14 protein-coding genes are annotated in these 18,193 nt (G+C 61.5%); 12 read left to right on the top strand and 2 right to left on the bottom strand.

What is annotated here, in order from left to right:
* The first annotated feature begins 349 nt into the window (after positions 1 to 349).
* From choX to betA, 8 genes are all read left to right on the top strand, one after another.
* Complete coding sequence (gene choX, locus ACJRW5_RS00610; protein WP_484568605.1) at positions 350 to 1,294, top strand: choline ABC transporter substrate-binding protein; 945 nt, start codon at positions 350 to 352, stop codon at positions 1,292 to 1,294.
* A gap of 957 nt (positions 1,295 to 2,251) precedes the next feature.
* A complete protein-coding gene (locus tag ACJRW5_RS00605) occupies positions 2,252 to 3,457 on the top strand; it encodes a quaternary amine ABC transporter ATP-binding protein (RefSeq protein WP_484568604.1) in 1,206 nt (401 codons plus the stop codon).
* Positions 3,450 to 4,328 (top strand): ABC transporter permease, encoded by an 879-nt coding sequence (locus ACJRW5_RS00600; protein WP_484568603.1) that lies wholly within the window; start codon positions 3,450 to 3,452, stop codon positions 4,326 to 4,328. Before ACJRW5_RS00605 ends, ACJRW5_RS00600 begins: the two co-directional genes overlap by 8 nt.
* 29 nt (positions 4,329 to 4,357) lie before the next feature.
* Complete coding sequence (locus tag ACJRW5_RS00595; protein WP_484568602.1) at positions 4,358 to 5,302, top strand: choline ABC transporter substrate-binding protein; 945 nt, start codon at positions 4,358 to 4,360, stop codon at positions 5,300 to 5,302.
* 207 nt (positions 5,303 to 5,509) lie between these two features.
* On the top strand, positions 5,510 to 6,361 hold the full coding sequence (locus tag ACJRW5_RS00590) for a glycine betaine ABC transporter substrate-binding protein (RefSeq protein WP_484568601.1): 852 nt from the start codon (positions 5,510 to 5,512) through the stop codon (positions 6,359 to 6,361).
* A 230-nt stretch (positions 6,362 to 6,591) separates the two neighbouring features.
* Positions 6,592 to 7,182 (top strand): transcriptional regulator BetI, encoded by a 591-nt coding sequence (gene betI, locus ACJRW5_RS00585; RefSeq protein WP_484568600.1) that lies wholly within the window; start codon positions 6,592 to 6,594, stop codon positions 7,180 to 7,182.
* A gap of 198 nt (positions 7,183 to 7,380) precedes the next feature.
* Complete coding sequence (gene betB / locus ACJRW5_RS00580) at positions 7,381 to 8,853, top strand: betaine-aldehyde dehydrogenase (protein ID WP_484568599.1); 1,473 nt, start codon at positions 7,381 to 7,383, stop codon at positions 8,851 to 8,853.
* Between the two features lie 168 nt (positions 8,854 to 9,021).
* A complete protein-coding gene (gene betA / locus ACJRW5_RS00575) occupies positions 9,022 to 10,728 on the top strand; it encodes a choline dehydrogenase (protein WP_484568598.1) in 1,707 nt (568 codons plus the stop codon).
* Here the strand turns inward: betA and torT are convergent.
* Positions 10,717 to 11,736 (bottom strand): TMAO reductase system periplasmic protein TorT, encoded by a 1,020-nt coding sequence (gene torT, locus ACJRW5_RS00570; protein ID WP_484568597.1) that lies wholly within the window; start codon positions 11,734 to 11,736, stop codon positions 10,717 to 10,719. The two genes, betA and torT, sit on opposite strands and share 12 nt — an antisense overlap.
* 144 nt (positions 11,737 to 11,880) lie before the next feature.
* On the opposite strand from torT, the gene mdtD reads away from it, so the two are divergent.
* The 3 genes from mdtD to ACJRW5_RS00555 are packed head-to-tail and all read left to right on the top strand — an operon-like array spanning position 11,881 to position 15,999.
* Positions 11,881 to 13,296, top strand: a complete 1,416-nt coding sequence (gene mdtD / locus ACJRW5_RS00565) for a multidrug transporter subunit MdtD (RefSeq protein ID WP_484568596.1) — start codon at positions 11,881 to 11,883, stop codon at positions 13,294 to 13,296.
* A gap of 49 nt (positions 13,297 to 13,345) precedes the next feature.
* On the top strand, positions 13,346 to 14,722 hold the full coding sequence (gene dbpA, locus ACJRW5_RS00560; protein ID WP_484568595.1) for an ATP-dependent RNA helicase DbpA: 1,377 nt from the start codon (positions 13,346 to 13,348) through the stop codon (positions 14,720 to 14,722).
* A gap of 41 nt (positions 14,723 to 14,763) precedes the next feature.
* A complete protein-coding gene (locus tag ACJRW5_RS00555) occupies positions 14,764 to 15,999 on the top strand; it encodes a GGDEF domain-containing response regulator (protein ID WP_484568594.1) in 1,236 nt (411 codons plus the stop codon).
* Here the strand turns inward: ACJRW5_RS00555 and ACJRW5_RS00550 are convergent, their stop codons facing one another.
* Positions 16,000 to 16,731 (bottom strand): substrate-binding periplasmic protein, encoded by a 732-nt coding sequence (locus ACJRW5_RS00550; RefSeq protein WP_484568593.1) that lies wholly within the window; start codon positions 16,729 to 16,731, stop codon positions 16,000 to 16,002.
* A gap of 201 nt (positions 16,732 to 16,932) precedes the next feature.
* Here ACJRW5_RS00550 and ACJRW5_RS00545 point away from each other — a divergent pair, with 201 nt between their 5' ends.
* Positions 16,933 to 18,117 carry a BaiN/RdsA family NAD(P)/FAD-dependent oxidoreductase gene (locus ACJRW5_RS00545; protein WP_484568592.1) on the top strand — a complete coding sequence of 395 codons (1,185 nt, stop codon included), beginning with the start codon at positions 16,933 to 16,935 and terminating at the stop codon, positions 18,115 to 18,117.
* The last annotated feature ends 76 nt before the right edge of the window (positions 18,118 to 18,193 follow it).

Here is an 18,193-nt window from a genome sequence, read left to right as displayed (position 1 = left end):
AGATACTCGTGATGACCTTTTTGACCCACCTAGAACGTAGCGTTCTAGCCATCTACCCGCACGCGGTTATGCATCATCCCATGACCCCACCTGCGCTCACTGATCAATATCCTGGTAACGACAACGCCGCTCCCAAACAGCTCGGAAGTCTGATGGCCGCACCCAGCACCGACCAAGCGCATGCCCATTAGCGGCCTTAGCCATGGTGCCAGTCAGCCGCGTCTCGTTTCGATATGCCGAGGTCGCTTTTCAGGCGCGCTAACGGCCCACCTCTTGCTACGAAATAACGCGCACGCGCTCCAGAGGATTTTTCAATCAGGTCCTGGCCACCACATACACAGGTAAGCCCATGAAGAGACTGTCCCAACTGCTGTCCGCGATTACCCTCATCTCGTCCACCGCACTACAGGCCGCTGAAGACAGACGCTGCGAGCAGGTCCGTCTGAGCGATGTCGGCTGGACCGACATCACCATGACCACTGCGGTCGCTCGCCTGGTACTGGGCGAGATTGGCTATCGCACGCAGGTCCAGCGCCTGTCGCTGCCCGAGACCTATCGCGGCCTGTCGGAGGGCCAGTTAGACGTATTCCTCGGTAACTGGATGCCGGCGCAAGCGGAACTCGTTCAAGGTCATATCGATAGCGGCAAGATCGAAAAACTGCATACCAACCTGCCGACTGTTCGCTACACCCTTGCGGTGCTTGCTCCTGCTTATGAGGCGGGACTGAAGGACTTCGCCGACATCCACCGTTTCAAGGATGAACTTGGCGGACAGATCTTCGGTATCGAACCTGGTAACGAAGGTAACGAGATGGTCAAAGGCATGATTCGCGACAACACCTTCGGACTGGCCGGTTTCACCCTGGTCGAATCCAGCGAGATCGGCATGCTCAACCACGTCGAACGCGCCCAGAGACTGGATAAATGGGCTGTATTCCTTGGCTGGGAACCCCATCCGATGAACGACCGTCTGAAGATGAACTATCTGGCCGGAGGCGACGATTACTTCGGCCCCAACTACGGCGCGGCGCAGGTCAACACCGTGGCACGCGGCAACTTCAGCCAGCAATGCCCGAACCTGGCGAAGCTATTTCGCAACATGACGTTCACCATTTCTGCGGAGAACCATCTGATGAGCGCGGTACTTGAAGGCAACACCAACCGCCGCCGCGTGGCCAAACAGTGGATCGAGGAAAACCCCGAGGTGATCGCCAGTTGGCTCAACGGCGTGACCCGCTATCAGGGCGCACCCATAACTGCCGCGTTCGGTACTCCCCTGACTTCGAACAACTGAAATCAACTAAAAACCTCGAAAAGCGGAAAAATTGCAGGCATTTAACTGGCTTTCATCGATTTATCACCGGCATCCACAACACCTTGCGCTCCGCGGGAGGATGACGACTGGATGACCCTTTGGTCATGTTCCGCAAGCAGCTGTTTTCGCTCTGCACGCAACGGCTGTTTGCGCGCTTCTGTAAATTTTTTTCAACATCGCCACAGCCCCCAAGGGACGCTGGCTGCGCTCCGTATCAAAAGCCGAAAACCAAGCCCGGCGCGGCCTCCAGCCTTGGCCAAGGGACAAAAAAGTCTGTTAAGGTTTTAAAGGGCTGTTCTTGAAACCCGCTCTAGGCAGACAGCCGAAGCAGATTCGAGACAGTACCGAGCAGTGAAATCAGGAGCCCAGAAAACGTCATGGGGACGGGAATATAAATCGCGTGCAGGGTATGTCGTCGCCCAGCACGTCAGAGTCGCAAACCGACAATTGCATAGGCTTCAAGGCTATATCGTTGAGTCAGCCGATGACGTCGCTGCCGTATCCCGAGGAGGAACGGCAGACTGGGGCCCACCGCCCCGGACCGAAGAACAGAACAAGTGCTGGCTCACCTGCAATCGGGGCCAGACCAACAAGAAATTTCGGATGTACGCATGCGCCAGGACGGCGCATGAAATCCCAAGGGAACGGGCTTCAAAGCACTGCCAGAGGGTTTGGAAAGCGGTTTGCAGCACGGCAAGGCAAGGTCATTCATGAGCATCATGCAACGACGCAGTTGGCAGCTATCGCCATCAACCGCGTGCGCCGCAGTGTGCCCGGATGTCACTCCCCACGCCTGCGGCAAGGCGTTCGCCAGCCTCGAAACCCAGCAAACACCCACACAGGTATCAGAAACCTGACACAGCTGTTCTACGCTTCGATGATGCGTGCCCGGCAGTGCCAGAGTGAGCTGAGTATCGATTGAAGGGGAAACGTCCCATGCAGTCTGGAAAGATCGTGGTCGAACACCTGTACAAGGTTTTCGGCCCAAACCCACAAGAAGCCATCGACCTGCTCAAAGAAGGCTGGAGCAAGGAAAAAATTCTGGCCGAGAAAGGCGCCGTGATTGGCGTGAGTGATGTCTCGTTCAGCGTCGAAGAAGGCGAAATCTTCGTTCTCATGGGCCTCTCTGGCTCCGGTAAATCCACCCTTATCCGCCTCATCAACCGCCTGGTCGAACCCAGTGCCGGGGATGTCTACATCGACGGCCAGAACGTGGCCAAACTGCCGGAAGCGCAGTTGATCGACCTGCGTCGCCGCGACATGAGCATGGTCTTCCAGTCCTTCGCCCTGATGCCCTCGCGCAGCGTGCTGGACAACGCCGCCTTCGGCCTTGAAGTCGCCGGCGTAGGTCGCAAGGAGCGCGAGGCGCGCGCCATGGAAGTGCTCACCCAGGTTGGCCTGGACACCTTCGCCCACAAGTATCCGCACGAGCTGTCCGGTGGTATGCAGCAACGCGTAGGCCTGGCCCGCGCACTGACGGTGAACCCGTCGATGATCATCATGGACGAGGCCTTTTCCGCCCTCGACCCGCTCAAACGCCGCGAGATGCAGGACGTCCTGCTGGAGCTGCAGAAGACCCATCGCCGCACCATCATCTTCGTTTCCCATGACATCGAAGAGGCCATGCGCATCGGCACTCGCATCGGCATCATGGAAGGTGGCAAGCTGATTCAGGTCGGCACGCCGCAGGAGCTGATCGAGAAGCCCGCCAACGAATACGTACGCAACTTCTTCGATACCGTTGACACCAGTCGCTATCTCACCGCGGGCCAGCTCAAGGCCGACAGCGTGCCGACCTACGTTTACAACGGCAAGGCACCGGATGCAGCGAAGATTTGCAAGGAGCTGCAGGCGCTGGACAAGCACTATGCGTTCATCGTCGACGAACAGAACAACTTCCAGGGCTCCATCAGCCTGGAGAAAATCGCCCTGATGGTCGAAGGCGACCAGCCCACACCACTGGACAACGCCGCACTCAAGCAGGTGGTCCCGGTTCCGGAGGATATGCCTCTGGAAGACATCATCACTCGTCTCGTGGACAACGAAGGGCCGATCCCCGTCGTCGACGCCGAAGGCCACTACTGTGGCGCCATCAGCAAGGGTCGTCTGCTGACTCGCCTGCAGGGGGAATCCAATGAGTGACTCAAAACTGGACCTGGGCAGCTGGGTCAATGACGTCGTCCAGCACCTGCTCGACAACTACAGCGGCGCGTTCGACAGCATCGGTAAGGTGGTCAGTGGTTTCTCCGAGGCCATCGAAGCGCTGTTGATGCTGCCACCAGCCTGGTTGCTCATCGCCATCTTCGTTGCACTTGGCCTGTGGCGCATCGGGGCTCGCTTCGCAGTGTTCACTGCGGTGGCCTTCATCCTGATCGTCATGACCGGTTTCTGGGAGCAGACCGTGGTCACCCTCGGCCTGACCTTCTCCTCGACGCTGATCAGTCTGTTGCTGGGCATACCGCTGGGCATCTGGGCTGCCAAGAGCGAGCGGGTAGCAACCATCATCCGGCCGATTCTCGACTTCATGCAGACCATGCCGGCGTTCGTCTATCTGATTCCGGCCGCCATGCTCTTCGGCCTCGGTCGCGTGCCCGGCATCATCGCCACGGTGATCTTCGCCATGCCGCCTGCCGTGCGTCTGACCAGCCTGGGCATCCGCCAGGTGAACAAGGAAATCGTCGAAGCCGGCCAGTCCTTCGGCTGCACCAGCCGCCAACTGCTGTTCAAGGTACAGCTGCCCAACGCCATGCCGTCGATCATGGCCGGGGTAAACCAGACCATCATGATGGCCCTGTCGATGGTAATCATCGCCTCGATGGTCGGTGCCGGTGGTCTGGGTAACGACGTGCTGGCGAGCATCCAGCGCCTGGATATCGGTCTAGGCTTCGAAAGCGGTATGGCCGTGGTGTTGCTGGCGATCATTCTCGACCGCATCACCGAAAGCTTTGGCACCAAGCAAACCGCCAAGCGTGGTGTGTTCGCCTGGTTCAGCGGCAAACTGCAGCGCCAGTAAACACTTTTTCACTTCACAGGGAACCGCAGATGAAATCGTTCAAGACCACCACCGCCATCGGCCTGCTGTCCTGCGCACTGATGCAGGGTGCCATGGCCGCGGAGCCGGCCAGCTGCAAGCAAGTACGTTTTGCCGAGATCGGCTGGGCGGACATCGCCGCGACCACCGGTGTGGCCATGACCCTGGCCGAAGGCCTGGGTTATCAGCCACGCAAGATCATGGCGTCGGTACCCATCGCCTTTACCGGCGTGAAAAGCGGCCAGGTCGACGTCTTCCTCGGCTACTGGGCGCCCTCGATGGACTCGGTGATCGAGCCCTTCCTCAAGGACGATGGCGTCAAGGTACTGCCCAAGGCCAACCTGGAAGGCGCCAAGTACACCCTGGCCGTGCCGACCTATGCAGCCGAGGCCGGCCTGAAGAGCTTCCAGGACATCGCCAAGTTCAAGGATCAGCTGGGTGGCAAGATCTACGGCATCGAGCCGGGTAACGATGGCAACCTGCTGATCGACGGCATGATCAAGAACAACCAGTTCGAGCTCGGCGATTTCCGCATGGTCGAGTCCAGCGAAGCCGGCATGCTGGTACAGGTATCGCGCGCCATCAAGAAGAAGGAGCCGGTGGTGTTCCTCGGCTGGGCACCGCATCCGATGAACACCCAATACGACATCACCTACCTCTCCGGTGGTGACGACGTATTTGGCCCGGACTACGGCGCGGCCAAGGTCTACACCGTGGTACCGCCGGACTACGAAGCGCGCTGCGAGAACGTCGGCAAACTGCTGAACAACCTGCAGTTCACTGTGGAGATGGAAAGCCAGCTGATGGAAAAGGTCCTGGAGAAGGAAAACCCGCAGAACGTTGCCAAGGAGTGGATCAAGGCCAATCCGGCGATCCTCGATCAGTGGCTGAGCGGGGTGACCACCTTCGACGGTCAGGACGGCGTCGCTGCAGTGAAGAAACACGTCGGGCTGTAACAGGCCACGACCCGATTCGGGCTTGAACCTTCGGGTTCAAGCCGGAAGCCTCCTCGTTAGACGCTAGCGACCGAATCCTGGCCGTGATGGGGAGATATTGCCCGCGGACCGAAAAAAAGCTGCGCAAAACGGTTTCGCAAGGCCCGCAATGAGAACGAGCCAGTCAACACTTTTGCAACTGCCACTCAACTGACGGAGCACTAACATATGCGCGTATTCAAGCATCTCTGCCTCGGCGCTGCGGCCCTGGCCATCGGCATGGGCAGCGCCCTCGCTGCCGACAAACCCACCCTCAAGATCGGCTACGTCAACGGTTGGGACGACAGCGTCGCGGTCACCCACGTGGCCGGAGAAATCCTGCAGAGCCGCCTCGGTTACACCGTCGAGCTGAAGCCGGTAGAACCTGCCATCATGTGGCAGGGCGTTGCCCGCGGTGACCTCGACGCTACCCTCTCCGCCTGGCTGCCCGCCACCCATGGCGAGTACTACGAAAAGCTCAAGGACAAGGTCGAGATCCTCGGAACCAACTACTCCGGCGCCAAGATCGGTCTGATCGTGCCTGACTATGTCGAAGCCAAGACCATCGAAGACCTGGAAAAATACGCCAAGGACTTCGACGGCAAGATCACCGGCATCGACGCAGGTGCCGGCGTGATGCGCCGCACCGAAGAAGCCATCAAGGAATACAACCTGGCCAGCATCAAGCTGATGCCGAGCTCCGGTCCGGCCATGGCGACTGCCCTGACCCGTGCCGAGAAATCGCAGAAGCCGATCGTGGTCACTGGCTGGATTCCGCACTGGATGTTCGCCAAGTGGAAACTGCGCTTCCTGGAAGATCCGAAGAAAGTCTACGGCGATGACGAGCACGTCGACACCGTGGTCAATCCGGAATTTAAGGGCAAAGCCGCCGACGCCGCCGCGTTCCTCAGCAAGCTGTCCTGGAGTGGTGAAGAGGTCGGTGCCGTGATGCTGGCCATCCGCGAAGGCGCCAAGCCGGATCAGGCCGCCAAGGACTGGATCGCTGCAAACCCTGAGCGCGTGGACAGCTGGCTGAAGTAACTGCCGGTTGATCACCAACACGAAGCGGGCCAATGGCCCGCTTCGTCATTTCCGTAGGGCGTCGCGGGCCATCTCGGCTGTGCGCACCGAGTTCTATCAGCGATAAGGTGGTGCGTATGGCGCACCCTACGTTCAATCTCACGTGACACGCCGCCGGTAGCGCTCCATGTAATTGATCGTTCGATCAAAATCCGCCTAGACTGCGCCCTCCTGTCTTCATGGAGTTCCCCATGCCCAAGGTCGGCATGCAGCCCATCCGCCGCTCCCAACTGATCGCCGCCACCCTGGAAGCCGTTGACCAGGTCGGTATGGCCGACGCCAGCATCGCTTACATTGCCCGCCTGGCTGGGGTGTCCAACGGCATCATCAGCCATTACTTCAAGGACAAGAACGGCCTGCTCGAGGCGACTATGCGCCACCTGATGCAGGCGCTCAGCGATGCGGTGGGCGAACGCCGCAGGACCTTGGGCGAAGACGGGCCGAGCGCTCACCTCAGGGCGATGATCGATGGCAACTTCGACGACAGTCAGGTCAGTGGTCCGGCGATGAAAACCTGGCTGGCATTCTGGGCCAGCAGCATGCACCACCCCGCCCTGCGCCGCCTGCAACGGGTCAACGACCACCGTCTCTACTCCAACCTCTGCGGCCAGTTCCACCGTGTTCTGCCACAGGATCAGGCACGCCTCGCCGCTCGCGGCCTGGCTTCGCTGATCGACGGTCTGTGGCTGCGCGGCGCGCTTTCCGGCGAAGCCTTCGATACGGAACAGGCACGTCGTATCGCCTATGACTACCTCGAACTGCAGTTGGCCAAGGCTTCGTAGGGTGCGCTATGCGCACCACGTACAACTCCTTTCTCTGATCATTTAGATCGCTCGGTGCGCACAGCGCACCCTACGGACGACCGTTCGCCCACATACATGTCGCGTTTGGCTGCATGCCGTCGTTTTTATTGATTGATCGTTCAATTTAAATAAAATAGGCTGTTCTCCAAGCAAATGACTATGTTCAGAGGACAGCCCATGCCCCGTTTCGCCGAACAGCAGCTCTACATTGGCGGCCAGTATGTCGCCGCCAGCAGTGGAGAAACCTTCGACAGCATCAACCCGGCGACCGGCGAGGTACTGGCCAAGGTGCAGCGCGCCAGCCAGGCCGACGTCGACCGCGCCGTGGCCAGTGCAGCCGAAGGGCAAAAGGTGTGGGCAGCCATGACCGCCATGCAGCGCTCGCGCGTCCTGCGCAGGGCCGTGGACATCCTGCGTGAGCGCAACGATGAGCTGGCCGAGCTGGAAACCCTCGACACCGGCAAGCCGCTCTCCGAAACACGCTACGTCGATATCGTTACCGGCGCCGACGTGCTGGAGTACTACGCCGGCCTGATCCCGGCCGTCGAAGGCGAACAGATTCCGTTGCGCGACACCTCCTTCGTCTACACCCGTCGCGAACCGCTGGGCGTGGTCGCAGGTATCGGCGCCTGGAACTACCCGATCCAGATCGCCCTGTGGAAATCCGCTCCGGCCCTGGCCGCCGGCAACGCAATGATCTTCAAGCCCAGCGAAGTCACCTCTCTGACGACCCTGAAGCTCGCCGAGATCTACACCGAGGCGGGCCTGCCGGATGGCGTATTCAACGTCCTCACCGGCAGCGGCCGTGAAGTCGGCCAGTGGCTGACAGAGCATCCGGGCATCGAAAAGATTTCCTTCACTGGCGGCACCGTCACCGGCAAGAAGGTAATGGCCAGCGCCTCCAGCTCCACCCTGAAAGAAGTGACCATGGAGTTGGGTGGCAAGTCGCCGCTGATCATCTTCGAAGACGCCGATCTGGAGCGCGCAGCAGACATCGCAGTCATGGCCAACTTCTACAGCTCCGGTCAGGTGTGCACCAACGGTACGCGCGTATTCGTGCCGCGTATGCTGCAGGCGCGTTTCGAGGCCAAGGTGCTGGAGCGGGTCAAGCGTATCCGCCTTGGCGACCCACTGAATGACGCCACCAATTTCGGCCCGCTGGTCAGCTACGCGCACATGGAAAGCGTGCTCGGTTACATCGACAAGGGCCGCAGCGAAGGCGCACGTCTGTTGATTGGCGGCTCGCGCGTGACCGAAGGCGAATACGCCAACGGCGCCTACGTTGCCCCGACCGTGTTCACCGACTGCAAGGACGACATGACCATCGTCCGCGAAGAGATCTTCGGCCCGGTGATGAGCATCCTGGTCTACGACAGCGAAGAAGAAGTGATCCGCCGCGCCAACGACACCGACTACGGCCTGGCAGCCGGTGTGGTGACCCGTGATCTGAACCGCGCGCACCGGGTTATTCACAAGCTTGAAGCCGGCATCTGCTGGATCAACACCTGGGGCGAGTCACCGGCCGAGATGCCGGTGGGTGGCTACAAGCAATCCGGTGTCGGCCGCGAGAACGGCCTGGTCACCCTTGGCCACTACACCCGCATCAAGTCGGTGCAGCTGGAAATGGGCGACTACGCCTCGGTGTTCTGACCGCCATCGTCACGCCATGTCGGAGCGGCCGGGCGGCGCACCGTTTCATCCGCGAAAGGCATCGCGGGTGAATCCGCTCCGACAAAAACCGCCGCCCCGCAGCCCGGATGCAGTCCGGAGACATTCACCCGTGCTCCCCCGGATAACCGCCGGGCAACAGGAGGAAACATGACCCAGGAATTCGACTACATCATCATCGGTGCTGGTTCGGCCGGTAACGTCCTGGCCACCCGCCTGAGCGAAGACGCGGACGTCAGTGTGCTGCTGCTGGAGGCCGGTGGCCCGGACTACCGCCTGGACTTCCGTACCCAGATGCCCGCCGCCCTCGCCTACCCGCTGCAGGGCCGGCGCTACAACTGGGCGTATGAGACAGACCCGGAACCGCACATGAACAACCGCCGCATGGAATGTGGTCGCGGCAAGGGCCTCGGCGGCTCGTCGTTGATCAACGGCATGTGCTACATCCGCGGCAATGCGCTGGATTTCGACAACTGGGCCAAGGCCAAGGGCCTGGAAGACTGGACCTACCTCGACTGCCTGCCCTATTTCCGCAAAGCGGAAACCCGTGACATCGGCGCCAACGACTACCATGGCGGCGATGGCCCGGTCAGCGTGACCACACCCAAGGCCGGGAACAACCCGCTGTTCCACGCCATGGTCGAAGCCGGCGTACAGGCCGGTTACCCGCGTACCGATGACCTCAACGGTTATCAGCAGGAAGGCTTCGGTCCGATGGACCGGACAGTGACCCCGGAAGGTCGCCGCGCCAGTACGGCTCGCGGCTATCTGGACCAGGCCCGGGCACGGCCCAACCTGACCATCGTCACTCACGCCACCACCGACCGCATTCTGTTCGATGGCACGCGCGCCAGCGCTGTCAGCTACCTGCTCGGCAACTCGGATGACGCACAAACCGCCCATGCCCGGCGCGAGGTGTTGCTATGCGCCGGCGCTATCGCTTCGCCACAGATCCTGCAGCGCTCCGGCGTTGGCCCGGCAGCACTGCTGAACGAACTGGATATCCCATTGGTGCATGAGCTGCCGGGCGTAGGCCAGAACCTGCAGGACCATCTGGAGATGTATCTGCAATATGCCTGCACCAAACCGGTATCGCTATACCCCGCACTGAAGCTGCTCAACCAGCCGGGTATCGGCGCGCAGTGGTTGTTCAGCGGTAACGGTATCGGCGCCAGCAACCAGTTCGAGGCTGGCGGTTTCATCCGCACGCGTCCCGAGTTCGCCTGGCCCAATATCCAGTTCCACTTTCTGCCGGTGGCGATCAACTACAACGGCAGCAATGCAGTGAACGAGCACGGCTTTCAGGCCCATGTCGGCTCGATGCGCTCGCCGAGTCGCGGACGCGTTCAGCTCAAGTCCAAAGACCCGCGCCAGCACCCGAGCATCCTTTTCAACTACATGAGCCACGAGCAGGACTGGCAGGAGTTTCGCGACGGCATTCGTCTGACCCGCGAAATCATGGCGCAACCGGCGCTCGACCCTTATCGAGGCCGCGAGATCAGCCCTGGCGCCCATGTGCAGAGCGATGACGAGCTCGACGCCTTCATTCGCGAACATGCGGAAACCGCCTTCCACCCCTCGTGCTCCTGCAAGATGGGCGAAGACGATATGGCAGTGGTCGATGGTCAGGGGCGCGTGCATGGCCTTCAGGGCCTGCGGGTAGTGGATGCGTCGATCATGCCGGAGATCATCACCGGCAACCTCAACGCCACCACCATCATGATCGCCGAGAAAATCGCTGATCGGATTCGTGGGCGCCAGCCGTTGCCGCGCAGTAATGCGGCGTACTTCGTGGCGGGCGAGCAGCCTGTACGTGGTGCGGCACTGCGCAGCCCGAGCGACAGGCTAGTCGGGTAATTCCTGCCGGATCATCCAATGCCCCTCTGGCGGCATCAGCCGGCCCAGATCGAAGTGCTCGAGCGAATCGGCATCGAGCATCTCGATCTGCGGACTGATCAACTGCGCCAGCTTCTCACCACGTAAACCGCGCACGGCCATATCCAGGGCGATACGCGCCTGAATCACGGGGGAATCGGTAGGCGCCGCCAGCACCTGCCCCTCGCGAATCTGCTCGAGTACGCGCTCTGTCGCATAGAAGGACAACACCTGTGCAGGGGAGCCATTATTGCGCACCAGTTGTGCAGCGAAGGCTGCGGCCTCGGCATTGCCGATCAGGTAATCGAGATGCGGATGCTGCTTGAAAAGCTCACGGACCAGTTGCGCCTGGCGGCTGCGGTCCACTGGCCCATAACCGCCGTGCACCAGGGTAACGGCGGTGTCAGGCAAAGCCTCGCGCAAACCCCGCTCGGCATCCTGCACCCAGCCGGCATCCGCCGGCCCTGGTAGCCAACCGACCTGAATCGGACGATCACCACTGAGACGCACCAGATAGTCGAGGGTGGCGCGCGTCATATCGGCGAAGTCGACCCGTGAATGCCCTGTCAGCCCCTTACACTCCAGGCGGTTGATCAGATCGATGACCGGGCGTCCGGCACGCAGTTGCACTTTCGCCGCGTCGCACAGGTCGTAGGTGTTGATGCTGGCAACGATGAAGGCATCGGCGCCCTCGGCTACGCAGCGATCGAATTGCTCAAGCTGGACGTCCGCATGCTCGTAACCTCCCGCTTCGTAGATCCCGAGCCTGACGCCGAGCCGGCGCGCCTCCTGATCCAGCCCCCAGGCGACGCCCCACCAGTAGCGGTCCTTGCCATGCGGTAAGAGCGCGCAGATCCGCCAGGGCAGTGACGCCGACTGCAGCGGTTGGTAGTTAAGAGAGCGCCCATCGGCCTGGACCGGATAGGGAAACCAGGGTGCCGCCAGAAGCGGCTGACAAGCCAGGGAGAGCCATAGGGATAACCAGCGCATGGAGCCGTCCTTAGACCGTGACGGGCAATTAGCCACTACATCCAGCGTAGCACCGCCTCCAACCGGCGCCCGCAGCAAGGTAACAAGAGTTTGCCCGAGCACAGCCAGCAGCCTAGAGTGCAGTACGCAACACACGAGAACAGCATGACCACCCCACTCGATCCACGCACCGCCCGCTTGTTGCCCTGGATAGTCGCCATCGCCTTCTTCATGCAGACGCTGGACGGCACCATCCTCAACACGGCCCTTCCCGCCATGGCCCGTGACCTGGCCGAAGACCCGCTACGCATGCAATCGGTGGTGATCGCCTACATGCTCACCGTGGCCCTGCTGATTCCGGCTTCGGGCTGGATCGCAGATCGCTTCGGCACGCGGCGCATCTTCTTCGGTGCCATCGCCCTGTTCAGCCTGGGCTCACTGCTCTGTGCACTGTCTACCTCATTGAGCATGCTGATCGCCGCACGCGTCGTGCAGGGACTGGGCGGTGCCCTGATGATGCCGGTGGGTCGCCTGGTGGTGCTGCGTGCCTACCCGCGCTCGGAACTGGTGCGGATCATGAGTTTCATCACCCTGCCAGGCCTGCTGGGCCCGCTGATCGGCCCCACGCTCGGCGGTTGGCTGGTGGAAGTGGCCAGCTGGCACTGGATCTTCCTGATCAACCTGCCAGTGGGGCTGCTTGGTTGCTGGGCTGCACTGCGCCATATGCCCGATCTGCGCGGGCCGGATCGCAGCCGCTTCGATACGGCTGGCTTCCTGCTATTCGGCGCGGCCATGGTGCTGATCACCGTGGCACTGGAAGGCCTTGGCGAAATGCACCTGCCAACCATGCGCGTGGTACTGCTGTTGCTTGGTGGTATGGCCTGTCTGGCCGCCTACTGGCTGCGTGCCGGACGCATCGAGCATCCGCTGTTTTCTCCGACACTATTCCACACGCGCAGCTTCGCCGTGGGCATCATCGGCAACCTGTTTGCCCGCCTGGGCAGCGGTGCCCTGCCCTTCCTCACGCCCCTGCTGCTGCAACTGGCAATGGGCTATTCGCCAGCCCAGGCCGGTATGAGCCTGATTCCCCTGGCGCTGGCCGCGATGGCAGTCAAGCCACTGGCCAAACCACTGATAGAACGCATCGGCTATCGCAACATTCTCACCAGCAACACCCTGCTGCTCGGCGCGCTGATCTCCAGCCTGGCGTTGGTGGATGGGGACACACCGCTTCTGCAGTTGGTCATCCAGCTGAGCCTGATCGGCGCCTGCAACTCACTACAGTTCACCGCCATGAATACCGTGACCCTGATCGACCTGGACAATCGCGATGCCAGCAGCGGCAACAGCCTGCTGTCGGTGGTGGTGCAACTGGCGATGGGGCTTGGCGTAGCCTCGGCGGCGGCGCTGCTCAGTGGTTTCAGCCAGGAATTTGGCGGCAGCGGGCAAGTGTTGCAGGCCTTCCAGGCCACGTACTTATGCGTCGGTCTGCTGTCGATGCTGGCTGCGGCGATCTTTCTGCAACTGGATGCGAAAGATGGCCGTGGCGGCGGAAACATCGAGGTTTCAACGAGCGACTGACCCAGCCTGCTACACTGCGGCCCTGATTCGCCAGCCCCGAGCCCTCATCGTGACCGCTACCGCCTTTGCCACCCTGCCTCTTTCCGCCGCCATGCAGGCCAATCTTGCCGCTATCGGCTATGCCGAGATGACGCCGATCCAGGCCGCCAGCCTGCCGCTGATTCTCAAGGGACGTGATCTGATCGCTCAGGCCAAGACCGGCAGCGGCAAGACGGCTGCCTTCGGCATCGGCCTGCTGCACCCGCTCAACCCACGTTACTTCGGTTGCCAGGCCCTGGTGCTGTGCCCGACCCGTGAACTGGCGGACCAGGTGGCCAAGGAAATCCGCCGTCTGGCGCGCGCCGCCGACAACATCAAGGTGCTCACCCTGTGCGGCGGCGTGCCCTTCGGTCCGCAGATCGGCTCGCTGGAGCATGGCGCGCACATCATTGTCGGCACACCGGGGCGGATCCAGGAGCATCTGCGCAAGGGCACGCTGAAAGTCGATGGACTCAACACCCTGGTCCTGGACGAAGCCGACCGCATGCTCGACATGGGCTTCGTCGACAGCATCAGCGAGATCATCGAACAGACCCCGGCACGTCGCCAGACCCTGCTGTTCTCCGCCACTTACCCAGCCGGTATCGAGCAACTCGCAGCCCGTTTTCTGCGTACCCCGGAACGCATCGAGGTCGAAGCCCTGCATGACGATGGGCAGATCGAACAGCGTTTCTATGAGATCGCCCCGAACCAGCGCATGGAAGCCGTAAGCACCTTGTTGCGACACTTCCGCAAACAGCCAGTGGTGGCTTTCTGCGCGACCCGTCAGCAATGCGATGAACTGGCCAGCCAACTGGAGGCGGAAAAGATCTCGGCAGCGGCCCTGCACGGTGATCTGGAGCAGCGCGAGCGCGACCAGATACTCGCCCTGTTCGCCAACCGTAGCCTCAGCGTGCTGGTGGCCACCGACGTCGCCGCGCGCGGCCTGGATATCGCCGGCCTGGAGATGGTGATCAACGTCGAGTTGAGCCGTGACGCCGAGGTACACATCCACCGCATCGGTCGCAGTGGCCGGGCCGGTGAGAAGGGTCTGGCCCTGAGCCTGGTGGCACCGGCCGAAGCCGGTCGTGCTCAGGCCATCGAAGCCTTGCAGGGCAAGGAGCTGGCCTGGTACCCGCTGCCTGCGGCCAAAGCGCCAGGTGAGCCACTGTTGCCGCCCATGCATACCCTGTGCATCGCCGCCGGGCGCAAGGACAAACTGCGTCCTGGCGATATCCTCGGCGCACTGACGGGTGATGCCGGGATCAGCGGCGACCAGGTCGGCAAGATCGCCCTGTTCGATTACCAGGCCTACGTCGCCGTTCAACGCGACGTTGCCCGCCAGGCGCTGAAACGCCTCGGGGAAGGCAAGATCAAGGGCCGATCCTTGCGTGTGCGTTTAATCTAAGGCTGATATAAAGCATCAAACGACTGGGACCGGAGTGACCCATGCGCAATATCCTGGTCATCGAAGACAGCCCTCTGGTACTGAAGATTCTCGAGCATTTGTTTCGCCAGGAAACCGATCTGGAGCCTATCTTCTGCGCCTCGCTGGCTGAAGCCGAGGTGATGCTGGAAACCTCGGCCGCGCTCTTTTTCGCCGCGATCGTCGACCTGCACCTGCCCGATGCGCCCAACGGTGAGAGCGTCGACCTGGTGATGCGCTATCACTTGCCGTGCATCGTGCTCAGCGGCAGCTACAACGAACAGCGCCGCGACGAGCTGCTGATGAAGGGTGTGGTCGACTACGTGCTCAAGGAAAGCCAGCACTCCTACGAGTACGCCTTCCGCCTGTTGCACCGGCTCGATCACAACAGCCACATCAAGATTCTCATCGCCGACGACTCCGACGCCCAGCGCCACTACATCCGCCATATTCTCGAACCGCACCACTATCAGATCATCGAGGCGGCAGACGGCAAGGAAACCCTGCGCCAGCTCAACCAGCATGCAGATATCGATCTGCTGGTGCTCGATCATGCGATGCCCGGTGTCAGCGGTTTCGAACTGGTCAAGCTGCTGCGGCAGAAGCTGCGGCTGAACGACCTGATCATCATCGGCGTCTCCGCTGACCCCAAGGGCTCGCTCAGCGCCCAGTTCATCAAGCACGGTGCCGACGACTTCCTGCGCAAGCCGTTCTGTCCGGAAGAACTGAACTGTCGGGTGATGTCGACTCTGGAGCGACGCGACCTGCTGCGGGCGTTGAAGAAAGCCGCTCAGTACGATGCCCTGACCGGCCTGAACAATCGCCGCGCCTTCTACGAACAGGGCATGCAGATGCTGCAGCAGGCACAACGCGAGAAGCGTGAGGTGAGCGTGGCTATGCTCGACCTCGATCATTTCAAGCAGATCAACGATGGCTTCGGTCACGCCAGTGGCGACAGCGCCCTGGTGGTCTTCGCCCGCGCCATGAGCACGGCCTTTCCCGATATGCTCCTGGGGCGCCTAGGCGGCGAGGAATTCGCCCTGCTTACCCTGCATGCTCCGGAGCATGTGGCTATGGCACTGGAGAAGCTGCGCAAGCATTGTGCAGGCCTGCACTACGCAGTCGGCGCACCGCCGCTGTCGTTCAGTGCCGGTCTTTATCACGGTGAACCGGATGATCTGGAAAGCCTGCTGCACGAGGCCGATATTCGTCTGTACCGCGCCAAGCAGCAGGGGCGGGCGCGCACGGTGCTGGCCTGATCAGGGGCTGCCGCTCTCCAACGTCGCCGCGTAGCTGCCATCGTTGCGCATGGCCTCGATCGCTGCATCGAAACGCTCGACGATTTCCCGGTGCCGAGGATGGCTGCGGCGCACCAGAATGTGCAGGCCGTTCTCGCTCAAGGGGCGCGGTAGAAACTCCAGCTGATCGCTGATATCGCCAAGGTCGAGGCGCAGATGATAGCGAGCGACCAGTTCGTCCTCCACCGCCAGATCCACTCGCCCGACATGCAGCATGCGAGCAGCACTGACGAAACTGCTGACACCGATCCTGCGCAGGTTGGGGTCGCTGTCGAATGCCTTGGAATAGGCATATCCCCTGACCACGGCGATATCGTGCGCATAGAGATCGGCCAGACTCTCGAAGCGAATATTGCCGCCCTTACGCTGCAGGAGGCGAATGCGGTTGACCAGATAAGGCTGCGAGAAATGCCCGTACTCGGTGCGATCTTCGCTGAACCAGGCATTGATCAGCACGTCGTACTCCCCACGCTGCAGCCCCCGCACCGCACGCTCCCAGGGCACCTCGGCATAGCTGGTCGTATAGCCGGCACGCGCCAACGCCTGTTGCACCAGATCGCCAGCCAAGCCATGGCGCGGTAACTCCTGACCGGTAAACGGTGGCCAGGGGTCGGCCACCAAGCGCAAAGACCCGGCGCAAGCCAGCGCTGGCAACAGCATCAGGAGCAACAACCACGCGCGCAGCGAAGGCATCGACAGCTATCCATCTGGAAAAGGCCAATGTATTGATAGCAGGCCCAAGAGATGTCGTCACCGTCCGACTGGCACTACACAATCATCAGGTCACGCTGAACATGACTGCCAGCGCGACAGCGGATCAACCGTGGTGAGCGGCTTCGGGTAAACTTCGCGGGTTTCGCGCAGCCGGTTCTGCGCCTGCCAGAGGAAGCGTTCGTGTTGCAAACCGAGGTACTGATCATCGGCGCAGGTGCCGCCGGCCTGATGTGTGCGGCCACCGCTGCGGCCCGCGGGCGCAAGGTGCTGGTGCTCGACCACGCCAACAAGGCCGGCAAGAAGATTCTCATGTCCGGTGGTGGGCGCTGCAACTTCACCAACCTGTATTGCGAGCCGGGTAACTTCCTCTCCGGCAACCCGCACTTCTGCAAGTCCGCCCTGGCACGCTTCACCCAGTGGGACTTCATCGGCCTGGTGGCCAAGCACGGCGTGCCTTATCACGAGAAGAAGCTTGGTCAGCTGTTCTGCGATAACAAGTCCAACGACATCCTCGAACTGTTGTTGGCCGAATGCGCCGAGTCCGGTGCAGAAATCCGCCTGAACACCGCTGTGCAGAGCATCGCAAAGACCGAGAGCGGCTTCCTCCTGCACAGCGACCTTGGCGAGGTGGCCTGTCATTCGCTGGTGATTGCAACCGGCGGGCTTTCCATTCCGACACTCGGCGCCACCGGTTTCGGCTATCAGGTGGCCAGACAGTTCGGTCATGAGCTGCTGCCGACGCGTGCCGGGCTGGTGCCCTTCACCATCACCGAGCCGCAGCTCAAGACGCTGTGCACGGAGCTTTCCGGTACCTCGGTGGAGGACTGCCGGGTCAGTTGCAACGGTCAGAGTTTCGTCGAGAACATCCTGTTCACCCACCGCGGCCTGTCCGGTCCGGCGATCCTGCAGATCTCTTCTTACTGGCAGCCAGGCGACGTTCTGCATATCGATCTGCTACCGCATATCGACCTGCCCGAGTGGCTGAGCACGCAGCAGCGCGAACGCGGCAACAGCGAACTGAAAACGCTGCTGGCCGAGCTGTTCACCAAGAAGATGGCGACCCTGCTGGTCGACGCCTGGTTCACCAACAAGCCGCTCAAGCAATACACCCCGGCCGAGCTCAAGGTCATCGCCGAACGCCTGTCCGACTGGCAACTGGTGCCGGCCGGCACCGAGGGTTATCGCACCGCCGAGGTCACGCTGGGCGGCGTCGATACCAACGAGGTGTCGTCGAAAACCCTGGAGTCGCTCAAGGCGCCCGGGCTGTATTTCATCGGCGAAGTGCTCGACGTCACCGGCCATCTCGGCGGTTTCAACTTCCAGTGGGCCTGGGCCTCGGGCTACGCCGCGGCGCAATACGTATAAGGCGCGCTTCGGGAACTGCCGAGACGGCACGGACTCTGCTACAAACAGCAGACGCGAATGCGCGTGCCACAAGGAC

Source organism: Pseudomonas pichavaramensis (genome assembly GCF_050473265.1).
Taxonomy (GTDB): Bacteria; Pseudomonadota; Gammaproteobacteria; order Pseudomonadales; family Pseudomonadaceae; genus Aquipseudomonas.
The sequence above is the reverse complement of the archived record's forward strand: the minus strand, read 5'-3'. Positions and strand labels throughout refer to the sequence as shown.